The sequence below is a fragment of the Pseudonocardia sp. DR1-2 genome (assembly GCF_023717215.1).
In the GTDB taxonomy this organism is placed as follows: domain Bacteria; phylum Actinomycetota; class Actinomycetes; order Mycobacteriales; family Pseudonocardiaceae; genus Pseudonocardia; species Pseudonocardia alni.
The window spans coordinates 47,326-66,321 of record NZ_JAMQOF010000004.1; the positions used below are offsets into that span (position 1 = coordinate 47,326).

The following is an 18,996-nucleotide window of genomic DNA, read 5'->3' on the forward strand; positions in this document are numbered from 1 at the left end:
CGGACGCATGACAGAGATTCCGGCGGAGCACGGAGTGGAGTTCCGGCATCTCCGCGCCTTCGTGGCCGTGGCCCGGGAGCGGAACTTCACCCGCGCCGCGCACCATCTCCGGATCACCCAGCCTGCTCTGAGCCGCACCGTCGCCTCGCTGGAACGACTGCTCGGCACCACACTCCTGGCACGGAACCGCCGGACGGTGCAGTTGACCGCCGCCGGTCAGCAGGTCCTGCCACACGTGCACCGGGTGCTGGCGGCACTCGACGAGGCGGTCGGCGCCGCGACCGGCGCACCTCCCACCCTGCGGGTCGGCTTCACCTGGGGCTCCACGGCCGAGTACACCGCGCCGATCGTGCGCGACTTCGAACGTGCCCACCCGGACGTGACGGTGGAGATCCGGCGTTACGACGACACCGTGGCCGGTCTGGCGGACGGGCGTACGCACGTGGGGTTCCTGCCGGGTGACCCCGGTGACCCCCGGTTCGGGACGCTGGTGCTCGCCGACGAGCCCCGCGTCGTGGCCCTGCCGGCGGACCACCGGCTGGTGGACGGCGGAACCGTGGTGCTGGACGACCTCGCCGACGAGGCGATCGTGATCAACGTGGTCTCGGGCACGACCACGCTCGATCTCTGGGAGCCGGCCCGGCGCCCGGACACCGTCGTACGGGTGCGGAACGTCGACGAATGGATGGAGGCGATCGCGGCCGGGCGAGGCGTCGGGCTCACACCCGCGTCCACCGGACGGCTCTACACCCACCCGCAGATCCGCTACCGGCTCGTCGCCGACTCGCCACGGGTACCGATCACGCTGGCCTGGCCCCGGTTGGCCGCGCACCCACTGGTCGCGGACTTCGTCGCCAGCGCCGAGCGCCTACGACACCTGTCCGGTCCCACCACCTAGGCCGGTGTGACCCGCAGCGGCATCGACGCCCAGGCGCGCATGGTGTTGTTCGGCCGCCGGCGCGGCGGTCCGGCGGGGGTGATCGTCGCGACCCGCGCGGCGAGCGCGGTCAGCACCGCCTCGGCCTCCAGCCGGGCGACGTGCTGGCCGACGCACTGGTGCAGACCCATCCCGAACCCGACGTGGCCCGACGGGTCGCGGTCCAGGTCGAAGGTGCCTGCGCCGGGGCCCCAGTGCCGGGGGTCCCGGTTCGCCGAGCCGAGGAACATCAGCACCTTGCGCCCGGCCGGGATCCGCACGCCGGCGAGCTGGGTGTCGGTCGCCGTCGTGCGGAAGAAGGTCTGTACCGGTGACTCCCAGCGGACCGCCTCGTCGAACGCGACCCGGGCGAGCCCGGGGTCGGCGCGCAGCCGCGCCCACTGCTCCGGGTGCCGGGCGACGGCGTGCAGCACCGCCGCGAGCCCGGTGACGGTGGTGTCGACCCCGGCCGACAGGAGCGACCGCACGACCAGCGGAGCCTGCTCGGCGGTGATGTCGCCGCGGTCGGCGGCGGCCCAGATGTCGGCGCCGAAACCCTCCCCGGCCAGGGCCTCGCGGGCGCACTGGGCGTTCACCCAGGCCGAGAGCTCCCCGAGCCGCGGAAGCTTCTCCTCCAGCAGCGCGTTGCGCGGGCCGAAGGCGTTGAACAGCAGGTCGCCGTAGGGCAGCAGGTTCTCCCGTCCCTGCTCGGGCAGCCCGACGGCGTCGGGGAACACGCGCAGCGGGAACGCCTCGGCGAGGGCGGGGACGGCGTCGAACTCGTACCCGCCGGCCAGCACCTCGTCGACGAGGGTCTCGGCGTCGGCCGCCCAGCGCTCCCGCAGCACGCGCAGCGCCCGGGGGCCGAGGACCTTCCCGAGCACGCGGCGAGGCGCGTCGTGGTGCGGCGGGTCGGCCTCCAGCAGCAGCGACGGCGGCCGCCACGGTGTCTCGGTGTGGAAGTTCAGCATCCCGACGCCGGCCCCGGAACGGAAGGACTGCCAGTCGACGAGTGCGGCCCGGACATCGGTGTAGCGGCCGAGGGCGAGCACGTCGTAGCGGGTGAGCCGGACCAGCGGGCCCGCGGCGCGGAGCTCCTCGTGGAACGCGAGCGGGTCGGTGAGGACCTCGGGGGCGAACGGGTCGACGTCGGTGGTGGGCAGGTGGTCGAGCGCGGCCGTCATGGGCGTCGCCTTCCGGTCGGGTCGGGTCGGGGTACGGCTCAGAGGTCGAGGACCAGGCGCGGGCCGACCGAGCGCGAGACGCAGACGAGCATGCAGTCGGCGGCGGCGCGCTCGTCGTCGTCGAGGACGGAGTCGCGGTGGTCCGGCTCGCCCGCCAGCACGGTCGTCTCGCAGGTCCCGCAGGTGCCCTGCCGGCAGGAGGACAGGACGTCGACGCCGGCGTCGGCGACCGCGTCGAGCACGCTGCGCCCGGGCGGCACGGTCACCTCGGTACCGCGGCGGGCGAGGTGGACCGCGAAGGCGGTGTCGCGGACCGGGCCGGTCGCGCGCGGCACGAAGCGCTCGGTCCGCACCGTGTGCGACGGCCACCCGGCCGCGGTCTCGGCCAGCGCCGCGAGCAGCGGGGCGGGACCGCAGCCGTACACCCGGGTGCCCGGGGTGGGCCGCCCCAGGAAGCCGGGGAGGTCGAGCAGTCCCTCCTCGTCCTGCGGGACGATCCGGACCCGGTCCCCGTGGACCGCGAGCTCGCGGGTGAACGCCATCGACGCGCGGGTACGGCCGCCGTAGAGCAGCGCCCAGTCCGCGCCGACCAGGTCCGCCGTGGTGATCATCGGCAGGATCGGGGTGATCCCGATGCCGCCCGCGACGAACAGGTAGCGCGGGGCCGGGACCAGCGGGAAGTTGTTGCGCGGCCCGCCGAGCCCGATCTCGTCCCCGACCGCGAGGCGGTCGTGGACCCAGGCCGAGCCGCCGCGTCCGGCGGGCTCGCGCAGCACGGCGACCCGGTAGCGGTGGGCGTCCCACCGGTCCCCGCACAGCGAGTACTGACGGGTGTGCCCGCCGGGCAGCACGAGGTCGACGTGCGCGCCGGGGGTCCAGTCCGGCAGCCGCCCGCCGTCGGCGGCGACCAGCTCCAGCGACAGCACGCCGTCGGACTCCCGGTGGCGGCCCGCCACCCGGACCGTGCGGTTCTCGGCACCGGTCACCGTCGCTCCCCTCGTCGTCGAGGAGCCGAGCATCCGTCGCGCGGCCACCGCCCGGGAAGGCGACTCTCGCTCAGTGAGAGACCGGGTTCAGACGGTTCCCGCGAGACTCCGCCCGGCGGCCCGGCCGGAGAAGATGCAGCCACCGAGGAACGTGCCCTCCAGCGCGTTGTAGCCGTGCACCCCGCCCCCGCCGAACCCGGCGGCCTCCCCCGCCGCGTAGAGCCCGGGGATCGGTTCGCCGTGGGCGTCGAGGGCACGGGAGTCGAGGTCGGTCTGGATCCCGCCGAGGGTCTTGCGGGTCAGCACGTGCAGCTTCACCCCGATCAGCGGACCGGCGGCGGGGTCGAGGATCCGGTGCGGCGCCGCGACCCGCCCGATCCGGTCACCGAGCGAGCGGCGGGCGTTGTGGATGCCCTGGACCTGGGCGTCCTTGCTGTAGGGGTGGGCCAGCTGCCGGTCGCGGGCCTCGATCTGGCCGCGGATCAGGGCCGGGTCGAGGGGCGGGGCGTCGGTGAGGGCGTTCATCCCCGCGACGAGCTCGTCGAGGGTGTCGGCGACGACGAAGTCCTCCCCGTGGGTCGTGAAGGCCTCGACCGGGCCGGGCGCACCCCGGCTGAGCAGCCGTTCGCGGAGGAAGGCGCTGCGGCGCCCGGAGGTGATGTCGGGGTTCTGCTCGGAGCCCGACAGCGCGAACTCCTTCTCGACGATCTTCTGGGTGAGCACGAACCACGAGTGGTCGTAGGGCGCGATGTCCGGGGTGGTGCGCAGGTGGCGCAGGGTGCCGAGGGTGTCGTAGCCGGGCAGGTACGGCGCGGGCAGCCGCCGCCCCAGCGCGTCGAACCACATCGACGACGGCCCGGGCAGGATGCGGATGGCGTGGCCGGGCCAGACCGGGTCCCAGTTCACGACGCCCTCGGTGTAGTGCCACATGCGGTCGCGGTTGACCAGCCGCACGCCCGCGTCGGCGGCGATGTCGAGCATCCGCCCGTCCACGTAGGCGGGCACCCCGGTGATCATCGACGACGGCGGGGTGCCCATCCGCTCGGGCCAGTACCGGCGGACCATCTCGTGGTTCGCGCCGATCCCGCCGGTGGCCAGGACGACCGCGGGCGCGGAGAGGGTGAACTCCCCGGTCACGTCGCGGTTGCTGGGGGCGCCGCGCGGCGAGTCGTCCGGGGCGAGGACGGCGCCGCGGACGCCGGTGACGGCGCCGTCGGTGCGGACCAGCCCGTCGACACGGTGCCGGTGGTGGAAGGTCACCAGCCCGGCCTCGGCGGCGCGCAGGGCGGAGTCGACGAACGGTCCGACGACGCCCGTGCCGGTCCCCCAGCTGACGTGGAAGCGGGGCACGGAGTTGCCGTGGCCGGTGGCGGTGAGGTCGCCGCGCTCGGCCCAGCCGACCGTGGGGAGGAAGGAGATGCCCAGCTCGGTGAGGTAGGAGCGCTTCTCCCCCGCGGCGAACTCGACGTAGGCGCGGGCCCAGCGCGCGGCGTGGGTGTCCTCGTCGTCGAGGCGGTCGAACCCGGCGCTGCCCTGCCAGTCGCTCCAGGCCAGCTCGACCGAGTCGTGCACCCGCATGCGGCGCTGCTCGGGGCTGTCGACGAGGAAGATGCCGCCGAAGGACCACCACGCCTGCCCGCCCAGGTCGACCGGCCCCTCCTGGTCGACGACGGCGACCCGGCGGCCCCGCCGGGTCAGCTCGTGGGTGGCGACCAGACCGGCCAGCCCGGCCCCGACGACGATCACGTCCGCGTCCATGCCACTCCCGTTCGTCGCCGGCCTACCGCACCCCGGCAGGGGCGGCCGGTGTGCACAGACGTATCAGATCCGGACCCGGGAACGGGTGACGGGCGGGTCGCGGCGCCCGTGCGCCGCGACCCGCCCGCCGGGACCCCGGGTCAGCGCACGACGGTCGTGGTCACCCGTGCGGCGTTGTTCGCGAGCTTCGGGTCACGGACCTGCGACGGGGCGACGCCCGCCTCGAGGGTCCGCGCCCCGGCCGCCGTGCGGTCCACGGTCACGGTGACCGTGAAGGTCCGCTCGGTGCCCGCGGCGATGCTCGGGACCAGGTAGGCGACGCTGCGGCCGCCGCTGACGATCCCGCCCGGGGCCGCGGTGGCCCGCAGGCCGGTCGGGAGGGTGACGGCACCGGCCACCCGGGTCGCGGCGGCCGGGCCCGCGTTGCGGATGGTCACGGTGACGGGGACGGTGGTGCCCGCCTTCGTCGTGTTCGGCACGCCGAGCACGATCGAGAGGTCGGCCTCCCGCGGGATCACCGGCGCGGGGGTCACGGTGAGGGCGAAGGTGGTGCTCAGTGTGCCGGCGGTGGCGGTGACCGTCACCGGGCCCGCGGTGTCACCGGCCGACAGCGCCGGGCTGGTGGCGACGCCGTCGGCGCCGGTGGTGGCGGTGGCGGTGGCCCCGCCGGGAAAGGCGGCACTGCCGCCGGTCACCGTGAAGGTGACGTCCTGGCCCGCCACCGGGGCGTTGCCCGCTCCGGTGAGGGTGGCCGACAGCGGCTGGGCGAAGGCGGTGCGGACCTGGGCGCTCTGCCCGTTGCCGCCGGTCGCGGCGAGCGCGGTCGGGACGACCGGGTTGTCGAAGTCGACCGTGGTGCCGTTGATCCGCAGGTTGTCGACGCCCGAGCGCAGCCCCGGGTTGCCGCTGCCCTGGTTGACCGCGATCCCGCCGACGACGACGGCGTCGGGCAGCGCGGCCTTCACCGCGGCGAAGTCGGCGGTGTAGCTGTCGAAGCCGTACTTGTTGGGCACACCGGTGACGGGGTCCGTCCCACTGGCCCACCACCCGCCGCCGGTGCTCGACGCCGGCCACGTCTGCCAGGTCCCGTCCTGCAGCGGTGTGGTCGCGGTGTAGACGGGCTCGAACACCAGCGTGGTGAACGTGGAGCCTGCCTTGTTCGGGTTGACCGGGATGTTGAGCGCGGGGACCTGCCGCGAGTCGTTGCCCTGCTCGACGAGGGTCTGGTACTCGAGGTCGGTGATCTCCGAGAGCTTGCGCCCGTTGAAGGCCTGGGCGTACACGGTGACCTTGTCACCGCCGCCGGGGGTGTCCAGGCGCAGGTAGCCGCGTCCGGTGCGGGCCCGGGCGTCGTCGACGACGGCGGCGGTGCCGGCGCCCCGGACGGCCGTGCAGTAGCCGGTCGGGCTCACCGTCGCGCCACACGCCGGGATCTGGTCGTTGCCGACCCGGACGCCGTCGGCGGCGGCGGCGGTCCCGGCGACGAGCGGGACGAACCCGACCGCCGCCACCAGCGCGGCCGCCAGCAGGCGTCGTCCGCCCACCCGTGCTCCGTGCTCCCCGACCCGACGCGCCATGACTGCCTCCACCGCTCCGCCCGTCCCCGGGCCGTCGTCGCCGGGGCCTCGGCGCTCCCGACGGCCCGTGTGTCGTGGCGGCGGTCGCGGTCGCTACACGGCCTCATCAGAGCTGATGAGCCACTCGGCGCATCAGCAGGTGGGCCGGTCGGGGCACGGTCGGCTCCCCCCGTCGACGCAGCGGCGACACGCGGGCGGACACGCCGGACCGGTCGTCGGACACCGGCCACCGGTCCGCCCGCGGGCGGGGCCACCACCCGACCGGACCGGGATTCACAGCGCGTCCACAGCGGTCCGGCCGACGGAGCACAGGAGTGCCCTCTACCGTTGATCCGGTCAGCGGGACGAGCGGGGGAGGTGGACATGCGGACCGACACCCGGCCCGGCCACGGCCCCTCCCTCCCGCGGTGGCGCGTCCCCGGGCTGCTCGGCGCCGCGCTCGCGGCGTCCGTCGGCGTCGCGCTCGCGGTTCCGTCGTGGACGCCCACGACACCACCGCAGGTGGCGACCGCCGCGGCGGCCACTGCGGCCGCTGCGGCCGGCACCGGTGCCGTCCCGGCCGGCCCGGCCACGGTCGTCCCCGTCGCGACAGGACCGTCCGTCCCGGCGGTCACGGCCCCGGACGGCACCCCGGTCGCGCGGCCCGCGACCGGCGCCCTGTTCGACGGGCCGGCGGAGGACCCCGGTGACCACTTCTGCTCCGCCTCGGTGGTCGAGTCCGCCACCGGCGACCTCGTCGTCACCGCCGCGCACTGCGTGGCCGACGGCGACGGCACCCCGGCCCGGACGGGCATGAGCTTCGCCCCCGGCTACGACGACGGCACCGCCCCCTTCGGCTACTGGACCGTCACCGCCGCCGCGGTCCCCCCGGGCTGGCTGGAGAGCGGCGACCCCGACTCCGACGTCGCGTTCCTGACGGTCTCCCGGCCGGACGCCCCGCCGATCCAGCAGGTCACCGGCGCCTACCGGCTCGCCTTCGGCGCATCCGGCACCGGCGACGACGACACCCCGGTGACCGCGGTCGGCTACAACGACGGCGACGAGGACGCGACGACGGTGTCCGGCACCGCCGGGACGCTCGACGAGGACCAGTGGCAGCTCGACCAGCCCGGCCTCGACCAGGGTTCCAGCGGCGGCCCGTGGCTGACCGGCCCGGACGACTCCGAGATCCTGGCCGTCACCGGTGGCTACCAGCAGGGCGGGGACTCCCCCGACGTCTCCTACGGCGCCGACCTCGGCCCGGCCGTGCAGTCGGCGTACCGCTCGGCCGGGGGCACCGACTGAGCCGGCTCGTCGCCTGGTGGGACCGCCACCAGGTCGCGCTGTACCTGGCCGCGATCCTCGCCGGGGCGCTCCTCGGTCTCCTCGCGCCGCGGGTCGCGCCCGCGCTCGCCGCGTCGGTCACCCCGCTGCTCGCGCTGCTGCTGTTCGCGACGTTCCTCGCGGTCCCGCTCGCCGACCTCGCGCGGGCCCTGACCGGTACCCGTTTCCCGGTGGTCGTGCTGGTGGCGAACGCCGTGGTGGTCCCGCCGGTCGCGATCGGGCTGTCGCGATGGGTCGCCGACGACCGCGGCCTGCTCGTGGGCGTCCTGCTCGTGCTGCTGACGCCGTGCATCGACTACGTCGTCGTGTTCACCGGGCTCGCCGGTGGCGCCCGCGCGCAGATGCTCGCCGCGACACCGCTGCTGATGGTCGCGCAGATGCTCCTGCTGCCTGGCTACCTGTGGCTCGCGGCCGGACCGGAGGTCCTCGCCGTGGTCGAGGCCGGGCCGTTCCTGCACGCGTTCCTCGTACTGGTCCTGGCCCCGCTGGCCGCGGCGGCCCTGGTCCAGGGCCTGCGACGACGGCGCCCGGCCGGCCGCGCAGTCCGTGTCGAGGGCGCCGTCGCCGGGACGATGGTGCCGCTGATGGCGGCGACCCTGGCCGCGGTCGTGGGCTCGCAGACCGCCGCCGTCGGGGCGCAGGCGCTCACCCTGGTGCGGCTGGTGCCGCTCTACCTGGCGTTCGTCGTCGCGGCCGTGGTGATCGGTCTGCTCACCGCCCGGGTGGCCCGCCTGGACGTGCCGGCCACCCGGGCGGTGGTGTTCTCGGTGACGACCCGCAACTCGCTGGTCGTCCTGCCGCTCGCGCTGGCGCTGCCCGGCGCGCTCGCCCTCGCCCCGCTCGCCGTCGTCACCCAGACCCTGGTCGAGCTCGTCGCCCTGGTCGTGCTGGTACGGCTGGTGCCGGTGCTCGTCCCCGCCCGGTGAGCGGTCGGCCCGGTCACCGGGCCGGGCCGCGCCCCGCCCAGCTCCAGGCGTACGACGGGTCCTCGCAGGCCCGTCCGCCCTCACCGAGGGCCAGCGGCCGGAACGTGTCGACCATGACCGCGAGCTCGTCGAAGGACTCCGCGCCGAGCGCCCGCTCGACGGCGCCGGGCTGCGGGCCGTGGCTGTGCCCGCCCGGGTGCAGCGAGATCGATCCCTGCCCGATCCCGGAGCCCTTGCGGGCCTCGTAGTCGCCGCCGCAGTAGAACATGACCTCGTCGGAGTCCACATTGGCGTGGTAGTAGGGCACCGGTACGGCGAGCGGGTGGTAGTCGACCTTGCGCGGCACGAAGTTGCAGATCACGAAGCCGGAGCCCTCGAAGACCTGGTGCACCGGCGGTGGCTGGTGCACGCGGCCGGTGATCGGCTCGAAGTCGGCGACGTTGAACGTGTACGGGTACAGGCAGCCGTCCCAGCCGACGACGTCGAACGGGTGGGTGGGCACCACGTAGCGGGTGCCGGTGATCCCGTCGGGCCCGCCGCGGTGCTTCACCAGCACCTCGACGTCGTTCTGCTCGACGAGCAGCGGCGCCCCCGGTCCGTGCAGGTCGCGCTCGCAGTACGGGGCGTGCTCGAGCAGCTGGCCGTAGCGCGACAGGTACCGCTTGGGCGGGGCGATGTGCGACGACGCCTCGATGGCGTAGGCGCGCAGCGGCTCGGAACCGGTGGGGACCCAGCGGTGGGTCGTCGCCCGCGGGAGGACGACGTAGTCGCCCCCGGCCACGTCCAGCGCGCCGAACACGGTCTCGACGATCGCCGACCCGGACTCCAGGTAGACGACCTCGTCGCCGACGGCGTTGCGGTAGAGCGGGCTGGTCTCCCCCGCGACGACGTAGGAGATCCGCACGTCGGCGTTGCCGAGCACCAGCCGGCGCCCGGTCACGACGTCGACCGACTTCCAGTCCGGGGTGCCGAGGTCGTGCAGCCGCAGGTGGCGCGGGAGGAGCGGCCGGTTGTCGGTCAGCGACTGGTCGCCCGGGTCCCAGGGGGTGGCGTCGACGATCGCCGACGGGACGCCCGCGTGGTAGAGCAGCGAGGAGTCCGAGGAGAAGCCCTCCTCCCCCATCAGCTCCTCGTGGTACAGCGTCCCGTCGGGGCGTCGGTGCTGGGTGTGCCGCTTCGGCGGGACGTCACCGGCTCGCCTGTAGTACGCCATCGTGGCCCTCCTCCGGTCCGTTCGATGTCCGTGTGCGTGTCCGTGGCGGTGGCGCCGTCGTGCCGCGGGCGGTCGCGCGGGCGAGGGCGGCCGCGACGTCGTCGCGGGACGGGGCGGCGAGCACGGCGGCGACGTGGGCGTCCGGGCGGAGCAGCCACACCTCGTCGGGCCGGGCGGCCAGGGCGGCCGTCACCGTCGGACCGCCTCCGTCCCCGTCTCCGTCCTCGTCGAGGGCTCCGGTGCCCGTGCGGCCGTCCAGCTCGGCGAGGGCGAGCACCCGGACCGGGCCGGGCGCACCGGCCGCCGCTGCGGCGACCGCGTCCGCGTCGGCCTGTGGGCCGGTGAGCAACAGGAACCCGTCGCGGGCCAGCGCGCGCAGCCGTCCCGGACCGGCCGGGGTGCGCACCGGGGCGTCCGGGACGAGCACGCCCGGTCCGGCGGGCGGGACCTCGCCGCGGGCGGGGCGCCCGGCGAACGGGCGACGCGCGTCGGCGGTGGTCAGGGCGGAGTCGACGTACCAGAACGGCTCGGCCAGCCGGCCCGAGTCGACCCGCGCCCGGGCCGCGGGGTCCGTCGCCGCCGCGGCGAGGACCTCCGCGCGGGCCCGCGCCCGCTCCGCGTCCCGCGGGACCAGGAAGTCCATCGTCGCGGTGGTGACGGCGACGTTCTCCCGGGCGGCCGCGTGCCGCTCGGCGTGGTAGCTCTCCAGGAGCTCCTCCTGCGCCCAGCCGCGGCCGACCCAGGCGATCTTCCAGGCGGCGTTCTCGGCGTCGGCGACGCCGGAGTTCAGCCCGCGGGCACCGAACGGGGACACCAGGTGTGCCGCGTCGCCCGCCAGCAGGACCCGGCCGCACCGCATCCGGTCCACCACGCGCGAGTGGAACCGGTAGACCGAGGACCAGACCACCTCGTGGTCGACGTCCCCGATGACCGCGCGGATCCGGGCGTCCAGCGCGCCGGACGCGGTCTCGGCGTCGAGGTCGTACCCGGCCGGGACCTGCCAGTCGATCCGGAACGTCGAGTCCGGGCAGGGGTGGACCAGCACCTGGCGGCCCGGGTTCGCGGCCGGGTCGAAGTGGAAGCGGCGCTCGGTCGCCCACCCCGGGAGGTCGGCACGGACGTCGCAGATCAGGAAGCGGTCGTCGAAGCTGGTGCCCTCGAAGGTGACCCCGAGCAACCCGCGCAGCGCGTCGCCGCGGGCACCGGCACAGACGACGAGGAAGCTCCCCGCGACCCGCCCACCGCCGTCGAGGGTGACGGCGACACCGTCGGCGGTCTGCTCCACGCCGACGACGTCGTGCCCCCAGCGCAGGTCTACCAGGGCCTCGTCGGCGATCCGCTCGTCGAGGATCTGCTCGGTCCGGGCCTGCGAGAGGTTCACGAACGGCGGGAACGCGGGCCGCCCCGGCTCGGCGAAGGTGTGGGCGAACAGCTCGGTGTCGCGGTGGAAGGTGCGCGCGGTGGTCCAGGTGACGCCCTCGTCCGCGATCCGGCGCCCGGCACCGACGGACTCCCACACGTCGAGGACGTCGCGCTGCTGACAGATCGCCTTCGACCCGGTCCGGTCCCGCTCCGGGCGGCGGTCCAGCACGACCGTCGGGACGCCGTGGCGGGCCAGCAGCAGCGCGGTGGTCTGCCCGACCGGCCCGGCGCCGAGCACCAGGACGGGCGACGACGGCCAGGCCGGCGCGGCGGACGTCGACATGGGTTCCCTCCCCTCGCCGGTGTCTCAGCCCTGCAGCCGGGCCCAGACCTCCTGGTCGCGTTCCGCGGTCCAGATCACCGGACGCTCCACACCGGACAGCTCGTCCCACAGCCGGGAGACGTCGAACGGCAGACAGTGCTCGAAGATCGGCCAGTGCCCGTAGTCGTCGACGAGTGCGGCGTGGGTCGCCTCGAACGCCTCCTTCAGCGTGCCGCCGCGCCCCTGCACCGCGCCGACCTCCCGGATCATGACCTGCAGGAACCCGCGGGTCTGGGCGATCGCGGCGTCGACCTCGGCGCGGCCGCGGCTGACCGCGCCGCGCCCGCCGACGAGCTGCTCGGCGCCGAGCGCGGCGAGCCGGTCGAGGGTGCCGCCCGCCCAGTCGCGGTGGAACGCGTCGCCGGTGTAGAGCGCGGCCCGGGCCTCCACGAGGTCACCGGCGAACAGGATCCGGTGCCGCGGCAGCCAGGCGGTGATGTCGCCCTCGGTGTGGCCGCGGCCGTGGAACTGCAGCACCAGCTCGCCGCGGTCACCGCCCAGGTCGAGGGTGAGACGGTCGGCGAAGGTGAGCGTCGGCCAGGTGAGTCCGGGCACGGAGTCGGCGGCCTCGGCCAGCCGCGGCATCCGCGCGAACTCCGAGGCCCAGTCCTCCATGCCACGCTCGGCGATCAGGGCCGCGGTCGCCTCGTGCGCGACGACGGTCTGGGCGTCGAACGCGCTCGCGCCCAGCACCCGGACCGCGTGGTAGTGCGACAGCACGAGGTACCGGACCGGCTTGTCGGTGTGCTCGCGCAGCATCGCGAGCCACTTCCGGGCGGCGACCGGGGTGGCGAGGGCCTCGAAGCAGACGACGAAGTCCTCCCCCTCGATCGCGCCGATGTTCGGGTCGCCCTCGGCGGTGAGTGCGTAGACGCCGTCCGCGAGCACCTCGAGGGTCTGCTCCTTGGCGGCGGTGTCGGCGGAGGAGGCGAAGGGCTTGGCCACGGCGGGTGTCCTCTCGGAGCCGGGAGACGGGCGGCGACCGCGGCGACCCGTCGTCGGGACCTCCGACCGGCCGGGTACACCCGACGATCAAAGGTTGAATCACTTGTGCAGGACCGTAGAGGGCCGCGTCGCCCGGCGCCAGGGCCGGTCCGGCGGCGCGCGCCGAGCGGTTCAGGTCCGCCGGTTGATCCAGTCCGCCCGGTGCGCCGCCCGGGCGAGGCGGACGAGCAGGGCGTTCAGGGCGGCGAGGTCCTCGGCGCCGAGCAGCGCCGCCCACTCCGACTCGCGACGGTTGTGGGTGCCGAACGCGGCGACCAGCCGGTCGGTCCCCGCGTCGGTCAGCGACAGGTGCACGGTCCGCCGGTCCCCGGCGGCCGGCGTGCGCCGGACCAGCTCACCGGCCGCGAGGGTGTTGGCCAGGCTGGACACCGCGGCCCGGCTCATCCCGCACAGCTCCGCCGCCCGGCCCGCCTCCTGCCCGCCCGCGACCCACAGCGTGAACAACAGCCGGAACGCCGACCAGCTCCATCCGGCGGGGCGGTGCACGGTCGACTCGAGGTCGTAGACCAGGGAGCCGGCGATCCGGTGCAGGTTCAGCACCAGCGCCATGGCCTCGCGGTCGGTGCCGGGGAGCCGATCGCCGGTGCGGGCGAGCGCGACGTCGGTGAAGGTGAGGAACCCGTCCGCGTCGTTCCCGCTGCCGTCCACGCCGCCCACGCCGTCGCCGGCTCCGTCCCGTGCGGCCGCCGCCCGGCCCGGTGACCGCGCCCCGGCCCCCGGCGGGTCCCCGCCCGGCCCGGCGGTCCCGGCCCGGGTCGCGCCGCCACCGAGCCCCGCGAGGAACGCGGCGACCACCTCGCCCGGCGCCGCCCCCGCCCCGCCCGACCCCGGCGCCGCCCCCGCTCCGCCCGACCCCGGCGCCGCCCCCGCTCCGCCCGGCTCCGGCGTCGTCCCCGCTCCGCCGGGCCCCGGCTCGGCCAGTGCCTGCACCCCGTGGAGCAGGGCCAGCAGCTGCTCCACGAGCACCCCGTCGGGGGCCGGGGCGACGATCCCGCCCGCCCGGCGGCCCTCCTCGAACCGGGCCGCCAGCCGGGTCCGCCACCGCACGGTCACCTCGGCGAGGACCGCGGCCGGCCCGGGTCCGGACGCCGCGACCCGGGCGAACGGCGTCCCGGTGTGCGCGATGACCTCCTCGCAGAACACGTGCAGCGCCGCCGTCCCGGACAGCCCGGCCGCACGCCGCGCCACCCGGGCGTCGAGGTCGTCGAGGGCCCGCCGGAACGCGCACTCGACGATCGCGGCGCGGCCGGCGAAGTAGTGCGCCGGCGCCCCGTGTGCGACCCCCAGTGCCGCGCTCACCTCCCGCAGCGTGACCGCGTCCGGACCGCGCTCGGCGATCAACCGCCAGGCGGCGTCGGCGATCTCGCCCCGGCGCTGCTCGTGGTCCACCCGCTTCGGCACGGCCGCTCCTCGTGGTAGCTCCCGGTTTTTCTACACTAGGAGAACCATGGCGGCCGCATCCAGATCCGGACGATCCTAGTCCATTCGGGCTAACGATAAGTCGTCGTCGCACGTCACCGGGCTCATGGCGGATCAGTTGAGGCAGGCGACGGGGCCGCCCGCATCCCGTCGCGCAGTGAGGCGCGACCGGGCGGCGCCGGTGGAAGGCTCCCGATGAAGAAGACGAAGCGAGCCGGTGTGGCGCTCGTCGTCGCCGGCCTGATCGCCGGTGCGGCGGTCGGCGCCGGGTCGGCGCTCGCGGCGCCCGACGGACGGGCGGACACGGCGGGTCCCGACCTGCTGCGCGCCCCCGCCGTGGACGCACCCCAGCTGCAGAACACCGGCATCTGGTCCGCCGACCCGATCGGCGTCTGCATGACCAGCGCCTACCGGCACGGCGAGTACGTGCACCAGGGCTGCGTCTACGACGACGAGGGCGGCGGCAACCAGTACCGCTGGCCCAACGACACCCTGCTGCGCAACTACACCTACCCCGAGGACGCCGCCTACCGGCGCAACGCCGCGGACATCCTCGAGGTCCGCGCGAAGCCCCAGGACGACGCGACCGCGTTCCGGGTCACCATGAACACGATGACCGACCCCGGGCTGCTCGGTCTGACCCTCGCGCTCGGCGGCTCGGACACCCCGCGCGAGGCCCCGCACGGCGCGAACACCGTCATGCCGGCCCAGGTGTTCGTGACGGTGCACGGCAGCGGGGGCGACATCGTCGACGCGGCCACCGGGCGGACCCTGCCCGACGCACCACAGGTGCACGTCGACGTCGAGCGGCGCCAGGTCGAGATCCGCGTGCCGCACTCCGCGTGGGACCCCGCCGACGGGACGCAGCGACTCGCCGCCGCGGCCGGGCTGTGGGACCGCGACGCCGACGCCTACCTCGTCCCGCAGGTCACCGCGGACGCGACGCACCCCGGCGGCGCCGTCGTCGGCGACCCGACGCCGTCGGCGTTCTTCGACGCGGCCTTCCGGTTCCACGAGCCCTTCGAGGCGCCCTACCGGAACAACGACCAGAAGCGCGCGATCGCGAACGGCGACCTGTCGGAGTTCTTCGCCGACGTCGACTTCGGGAAGCTCCGCTCCGGCACCGACGACGAGTCCGGTGTCCCCACCTCCGGCTACGTGACCCGGGTCTTCGCCTCGCACTCGGAGAAGGCCCAGGGGCGCAGGCTCCCGTCGGACCCGGGCGGGCCCGCACCGGGCACCGGGCTGCAGCAGGGCGGCATCGCCACCGGCTCCGGCGAGGGCTCCGGGGACCGGCGGCCGAGCCTGTCGTTCGGCTACCCCTGCCGCGACGACTGCGTCCCCGACCTGCCGGGCCGGATGCAGCGCTACACGGTCTACGTCCCCGAGGCGCCCGCGCCGTCGCACGGCTACGCCTCGATGGTCTGGACCCAGGGCTACGCGCTGCGCCCCGGCGACGACGTCGCCGGCGACCGTGACCTCTACCGGCAGTTCGCCGACCGGCCGGGCGACCCCACGATGGTGATCGACGTCGACTTCCGCGGCGCCGACAACTGGGGCTACGGCGAGGGCGGCGCGATCGTCTTCGAGGCGCTGGCGGACGCCCGTCGCCACTACGACCTCGACCGCGAGCGCACCGCGATGGGCGGGTTCTCCTCCGGCGCCTACACCGCGAACAAGCTGTCGCTGACCTTCCCCGACGTGTTCGCCAGGGCGTTCATCTGCGACGGGCTGAACGTGGCGCCGTCGCTGCCGGGGGTGAACGGGGTGGCCGACGAGGTCGCCGAGACCGCCGGGGTCGACACCGTCACCCGGCACGAGCCCGGCTCGAAGATCTCCGAGCTGCTGCCCAGCCGCCGCAACCAGCCGGTGATGGAGTGGGCGGGGGTCAACGACGACTTCATCCCCTACCCGATCACCCGCGAGCGCGCCGACCTCTACCGGGCCGGGGACTACGACTACGAGTTCATCAGCCACGTCGGCCTCGCCGCCGAGCACCTGGTGATGTGCAAGAACGGCATGTGGGACCTGGCCGCCCGCTGGATGGGCGACGAGCCGCGCGCGGTCGACCCGCCGCACGTCACCTACGTGCGCAACCCGCTGATGGACGACCCGGAGGCCGGCCTCGTCGGTGACCACGCCTACTGGCTGTCGGGCATCCAGAGCCGCGATCCGCACGAGCTGGGCGCGATCGACGTCATCACCCGGGGGCAGGGCCGCGCCGACGCGCCGGTCCCGGCCGCCGGGCAGGAGGTCGGTCAGGTCGAGGGAACGTTCTCGCCGGTCAACCCGTACCTGCGGGAGTTCCGCCACCTCGACGCGCCGGTCGACGCCGACGCCGAGGACGTGCTGGAGATCCGCTCGGCCGGGGTCGGCACCGTGACCGTCGACCCGGAGCGCGCCGGCGTCGGGTGCGACGCCCGCCTCGACGTGCACACCGACGGCCCGCTGACCGTCATGCTCGACGGCTGCGGCCGGACCGAGTCCTTCGACGGCAGCGACTCCGGTGGCCTGGCGAAGCCGGCGACGTTCGCGCCGGCCGACCCGCTGGCGCCGCTCGGCAACCCGGCGCAGGGCACGCCGCTCCCGCCGGAGGTGGGCAACGCCCCGCAGGCGCCGCTGCAGGAGCTCCCGCCCCTGCGGTTCCCGCCGAACCAGCTCGGCCAGGACCCGGCGCCCGGTGACGGCGCGCAGGAGTCCCCGACCGGCTGACCCCGGATCCGCACGCACGGGCCCCTCGTACGAACCTTCCGTACGAGGGGCCTGTTCGTGCGCGACGGCGGGGTGGGGCGCGCGGCGGCGGGGGTCAGGCCTTCAGCAGTGCCTCGGCCAGGGCGTCGGGGCGGGTGAAGCAGCCCTCGTGGCTGCCCGGCACGGTGACCGGGGTGACCCCGAGCCGCTGCGGGAAGCGGTCCCAGCCGTACTCGCCGGGCGGCAGCGCGACGTCCTCGGTCGAGAGCACGTAGGCCACCGGCACCCCGAGCGTCGCCGGGTCGATCGGGTCCACGGTCTCGGTGAAGTACTGCAGCGGCTGCGGCACCAGGAGCTCGTGCACCAGGCGCTGGACCGGCTCGTCGGCGTCGTTCATGAACGCGCCCTGCCACACCTCGAACGGCAGTGCCACGGAGTTGTTCCCCGAGGCGGCGGCCTGACCGGCGAACAGCTCCCGGTACTGCGGGGGCACCTCGTCGTTGAGCGAGCGGCCCGCGGCGGGCACGAACGCGCTCCAGTAGACGAGCTTGCGCAGCCGGGAGGAGACCCGGTGCGCGGCACCGGTGATCACGTAGCCACCCCAGCTGTGCCCGACGAGCGTCACGTCGGTCAGGTCGTGCGACTCGATCAGGTCGACGACCGCGTCCACGGTGTCGGACAGCCGGTAGCGGGTCGGGTCGTCACCGTCGTGCAGCCCCGGCAGGGTGGGGGTCAGCACGCGGTGTCCCGCCGCACGCAGCCGCTCGGCGACCGGGCGCCAGGCCCAGCCCCCGTGCCAGGCACCGGTCACCAGCACGAACGTCTCGGACATCGCTCACTCCTCGTCGAGGTCGGAACGGGGCAACGGCCCCCGGCGGGTGAGCCTGGCGGACCGGCGGGGTCCGGAGAAGAGGCCGTGCGGGTCGTGCCGAAAGGGGTCCCGACTGAGACGATCCGTGGAGGAATACCCCCTCGGTATCCGTGTCAGGATCAGAGTCATGGACGAATCAGTGGTGATCGTCGGTGCCGGGATCGGGGGCCTCTCGCTGGCCCTCTCGCTGCACGCCCGCGGCGTCCGGGTCACCGTGCTCGAGCGGGCGGCCGAGCTGCGCGAGGTCGGCGCGGCCGTCGCGCTGTCGGCGAACGGGCTGCGCCCGCTGGACGAGCTCGGCCTGCTGGGCGAACTGGAGAAGGTGTCCGCCCAGCCGACCGAGCTCATCCACCGCGGCTGGCGCGACGACGAGCGGGTGACCGCCTTCCCGGTCGGCTCCGACGGCAGCTACCGGCGCCGCTTCGGCGCCCCCTACCTGGGCATCCACCGCGCCGAGTTCCAGCGGGTCCTCGCCGGCGCCTGCCCCGCCGGGATGGTGCGACTCGGCTGCGAGGTGACCGCGGTCGACCCGGACGGGACGGTCACCCTCGCCTCCGGGGAGCGCGTCCGGGGCTCGGTCGTCGTCGGTGCGGACGGGGTGCACTCCCGGGTGCGCTCGGTCGTCGACCCCGCGGCCCGCCCCCGCTACACCGGGACGTCGGCCTTCCGCGGGATCGTCGACGTCGCCGACGCCCCGCTGCTGCCCGACCCCGGCGCGATCCAGTTCTGGATGGGCCCGGACGCGCACGTGCTGCACTACGCGATCGGCCCGCACGCCGAGCAGATCAACTTCTTCGCGGTGCTGGAGGGCCCCGACCCGTGGACGGGCGAGACCGGGCCGACCGAGACCGACCCCGGCACCCTGGCGCGGGCCTTCGACGGCTGGTCCCCGGGCGTCGTGCAGATGCTGACGGCGGTGCCGCAGTCCCCGCGCTGGCCGCTGTACACGCTTCCCCCGATGACGCGCTGGTCCCGCGGCCGCGTCGTCCTGCTCGGCGACGCCGTGCACACGATGCTGCCGCACCACGGTCAGGGCGCGAACCAGTCCATCGAGGACGCGGCGGTGCTCGCCGACCTGCTCGCCGCCCCCGGTGCGCTCGACGGCGGTCACACCGCGGTGTTCGACCGCTACCAGCGGCTGCGCCGGGCGCGGACCCGGTCGATCCAGCGCAGCTCGCTGGTCACCAGCGGGCTGCTGCACCTGCCCGACGGCCCGGCGGCCGACGCCCGCAACGCGGGGCTGACCGGGCTCGACCCGTGGTTGACCTGGATCCACGGCGTCGACGCGCGGGCCGACACCCGGCCCGTACCGGCCTGACCCGAGATTCAGCTGCTCCATCTCTGAATCGGGCCTTTTCCGGTCTTTGTGTCTACAGAGTCACC

At 75.2% G+C, this 18,996-nt stretch carries 14 protein-coding genes; 5 read left to right on the forward strand and 9 right to left on the reverse strand.

Annotated features, from left to right (window positions below; genetic code table 11):
- The first annotated feature begins 7 nt into the window (after positions 1-7).
- On the forward strand, positions 8-898 hold the full coding sequence (locus tag ND486_RS12500) for a LysR family transcriptional regulator (RefSeq protein ID WP_251784483.1): 891 nt from the start codon (positions 8-10) through the stop codon (positions 896-898).
- On the opposite strand, the gene ND486_RS12505 is transcribed toward ND486_RS12500, so the two are convergent.
- From ND486_RS12505 to ND486_RS29050, 4 genes are all read right to left on the reverse strand, one after another.
- Positions 895-2,100, reverse strand: a complete 1,206-nt coding sequence (locus ND486_RS12505) for a cytochrome P450 (protein ID WP_251784484.1) — start codon at positions 2,098-2,100, stop codon at positions 895-897. The two genes, ND486_RS12500 and ND486_RS12505, sit on opposite strands and share 4 nt — an antisense overlap.
- A gap of 38 nt (positions 2,101-2,138) precedes the next feature.
- The gene (locus ND486_RS12510) at positions 2,139-3,119 is read right to left on the reverse strand and encodes a 2Fe-2S iron-sulfur cluster-binding protein (RefSeq protein WP_374231416.1); all 981 of its coding nucleotides are present in this window, start codon (positions 3,117-3,119) and stop codon (positions 2,139-2,141) included.
- A gap of 54 nt (positions 3,120-3,173) precedes the next feature.
- A complete protein-coding gene (locus ND486_RS12515) occupies positions 3,174-4,844 on the reverse strand; it encodes an FAD-binding dehydrogenase (protein ID WP_251784486.1) in 1,671 nt (556 codons plus the stop codon).
- A gap of 140 nt (positions 4,845-4,984) precedes the next feature.
- Complete coding sequence (locus ND486_RS29050; RefSeq protein WP_308215842.1) at positions 4,985-6,388, reverse strand: CARDB domain-containing protein; 1,404 nt, start codon at positions 6,386-6,388, stop codon at positions 4,985-4,987.
- Positions 6,389-6,784: 396 nt separating this feature from the next.
- On the opposite strand from ND486_RS29050, the gene ND486_RS12525 reads away from it, so the two are divergent.
- Positions 6,785-7,705 carry a serine protease gene (locus tag ND486_RS12525; protein ID WP_251784487.1) on the forward strand — a complete coding sequence of 307 codons (921 nt, stop codon included), beginning with the start codon at positions 6,785-6,787 and terminating at the stop codon, positions 7,703-7,705.
- A gap of 53 nt (positions 7,706-7,758) precedes the next feature.
- Positions 7,759-8,670 carry an arsenic resistance protein gene (locus ND486_RS12530; RefSeq protein WP_308215849.1) on the forward strand — a complete coding sequence of 304 codons (912 nt, stop codon included), beginning with the start codon at positions 7,759-7,761 and terminating at the stop codon, positions 8,668-8,670.
- A 13-nt stretch (positions 8,671-8,683) separates the two neighbouring features.
- Here the strand turns inward: ND486_RS12530 and ND486_RS12535 are convergent, their stop codons facing one another.
- The 4 genes from ND486_RS12535 to ND486_RS29725 form a co-directional block, all read right to left on the reverse strand.
- Positions 8,684-9,883: a homogentisate 1,2-dioxygenase gene (locus tag ND486_RS12535; RefSeq protein ID WP_251784488.1), complete on the reverse strand. Its 1,200-nt coding sequence runs from the start codon at positions 9,881-9,883 to the stop codon at positions 8,684-8,686.
- On the reverse strand, positions 9,858-11,588 hold the full coding sequence (locus tag ND486_RS12540) for an FAD-dependent monooxygenase (RefSeq protein ID WP_251784489.1): 1,731 nt from the start codon (positions 11,586-11,588) through the stop codon (positions 9,858-9,860). The genes ND486_RS12535 and ND486_RS12540 overlap by 26 nt, the downstream gene beginning before the upstream one ends.
- Before the next feature lie 24 nt (positions 11,589-11,612).
- The gene (locus tag ND486_RS12545) at positions 11,613-12,572 is read right to left on the reverse strand and encodes an MBL fold metallo-hydrolase (protein ID WP_251784490.1); all 960 of its coding nucleotides are present in this window, start codon (positions 12,570-12,572) and stop codon (positions 11,613-11,615) included.
- Between the two features lie 171 nt (positions 12,573-12,743).
- On the reverse strand, positions 12,744-14,033 hold the full coding sequence (locus ND486_RS29725) for a TetR family transcriptional regulator (protein ID WP_251784491.1): 1,290 nt from the start codon (positions 14,031-14,033) through the stop codon (positions 12,744-12,746).
- 213 nt (positions 14,034-14,246) lie between these two features.
- Here ND486_RS29725 and ND486_RS12555 point away from each other — a divergent pair, with 213 nt between their 5' ends.
- Positions 14,247-16,763, forward strand: coding sequence for a hypothetical protein (locus ND486_RS12555; RefSeq protein WP_251784492.1), 2,517 nt, complete (start codon positions 14,247-14,249; stop codon positions 16,761-16,763).
- Positions 16,764-16,857: 94 nt separating this feature from the next.
- Here ND486_RS12555 and ND486_RS12560 read toward each other — a convergent pair whose 3' ends face one another.
- Positions 16,858-17,574, reverse strand: a complete 717-nt coding sequence (locus ND486_RS12560; RefSeq protein WP_251784493.1) for an alpha/beta fold hydrolase — start codon at positions 17,572-17,574, stop codon at positions 16,858-16,860.
- A 166-nt stretch (positions 17,575-17,740) separates the two neighbouring features.
- On the opposite strand from ND486_RS12560, the gene ND486_RS12565 reads away from it, so the two are divergent.
- Complete coding sequence (locus ND486_RS12565) at positions 17,741-18,931, forward strand: FAD-dependent monooxygenase (RefSeq protein WP_251784494.1); 1,191 nt, start codon at positions 17,741-17,743, stop codon at positions 18,929-18,931.
- Positions 18,932-18,996: the final 65 nt, after the last annotated feature.

What these genes read in the sequence shown, in the direction of transcription:
- ND486_RS12540 (WP_251784489.1), bottom strand. Translation starts at nt 11,588, where the DNA reads ATGTCGACGTCCGCCGCGCCGGCCTGGCCGTCGTCGCCCGTCCTGGTG.
- ND486_RS12510 (WP_374231416.1), bottom strand. Translation starts at nt 3,119, where the DNA reads ATGCTCGGCTCCTCGACGACGAGGGGAGCGACGGTGACCGGTGCCGAG.
- ND486_RS12525 (WP_251784487.1), top strand. Translation starts at nt 6,785, where the DNA reads ATGCGGACCGACACCCGGCCCGGCCACGGCCCCTCCCTCCCGCGGTGG.
- ND486_RS12500 (WP_251784483.1), top strand. Translation starts at nt 8, where the DNA reads ATGACAGAGATTCCGGCGGAGCACGGAGTGGAGTTCCGGCATCTCCGC.
- ND486_RS12560 (WP_251784493.1), bottom strand. Translation starts at nt 17,574, where the DNA reads ATGTCCGAGACGTTCGTGCTGGTGACCGGTGCCTGGCACGGGGGCTGG.
- ND486_RS12515 (WP_251784486.1), bottom strand. Translation starts at nt 4,844, where the DNA reads ATGGACGCGGACGTGATCGTCGTCGGGGCCGGGCTGGCCGGTCTGGTC.
- ND486_RS12565 (WP_251784494.1), top strand. Translation starts at nt 17,741, where the DNA reads ATGGACGAATCAGTGGTGATCGTCGGTGCCGGGATCGGGGGCCTCTCG.
- ND486_RS12505 (WP_251784484.1), bottom strand. Translation starts at nt 2,100, where the DNA reads ATGACGGCCGCGCTCGACCACCTGCCCACCACCGACGTCGACCCGTTC.
- ND486_RS12535 (WP_251784488.1), bottom strand. Translation starts at nt 9,883, where the DNA reads ATGGCGTACTACAGGCGAGCCGGTGACGTCCCGCCGAAGCGGCACACC.
- ND486_RS12555 (WP_251784492.1), top strand. Translation starts at nt 14,247, where the DNA reads ATGAAGAAGACGAAGCGAGCCGGTGTGGCGCTCGTCGTCGCCGGCCTG.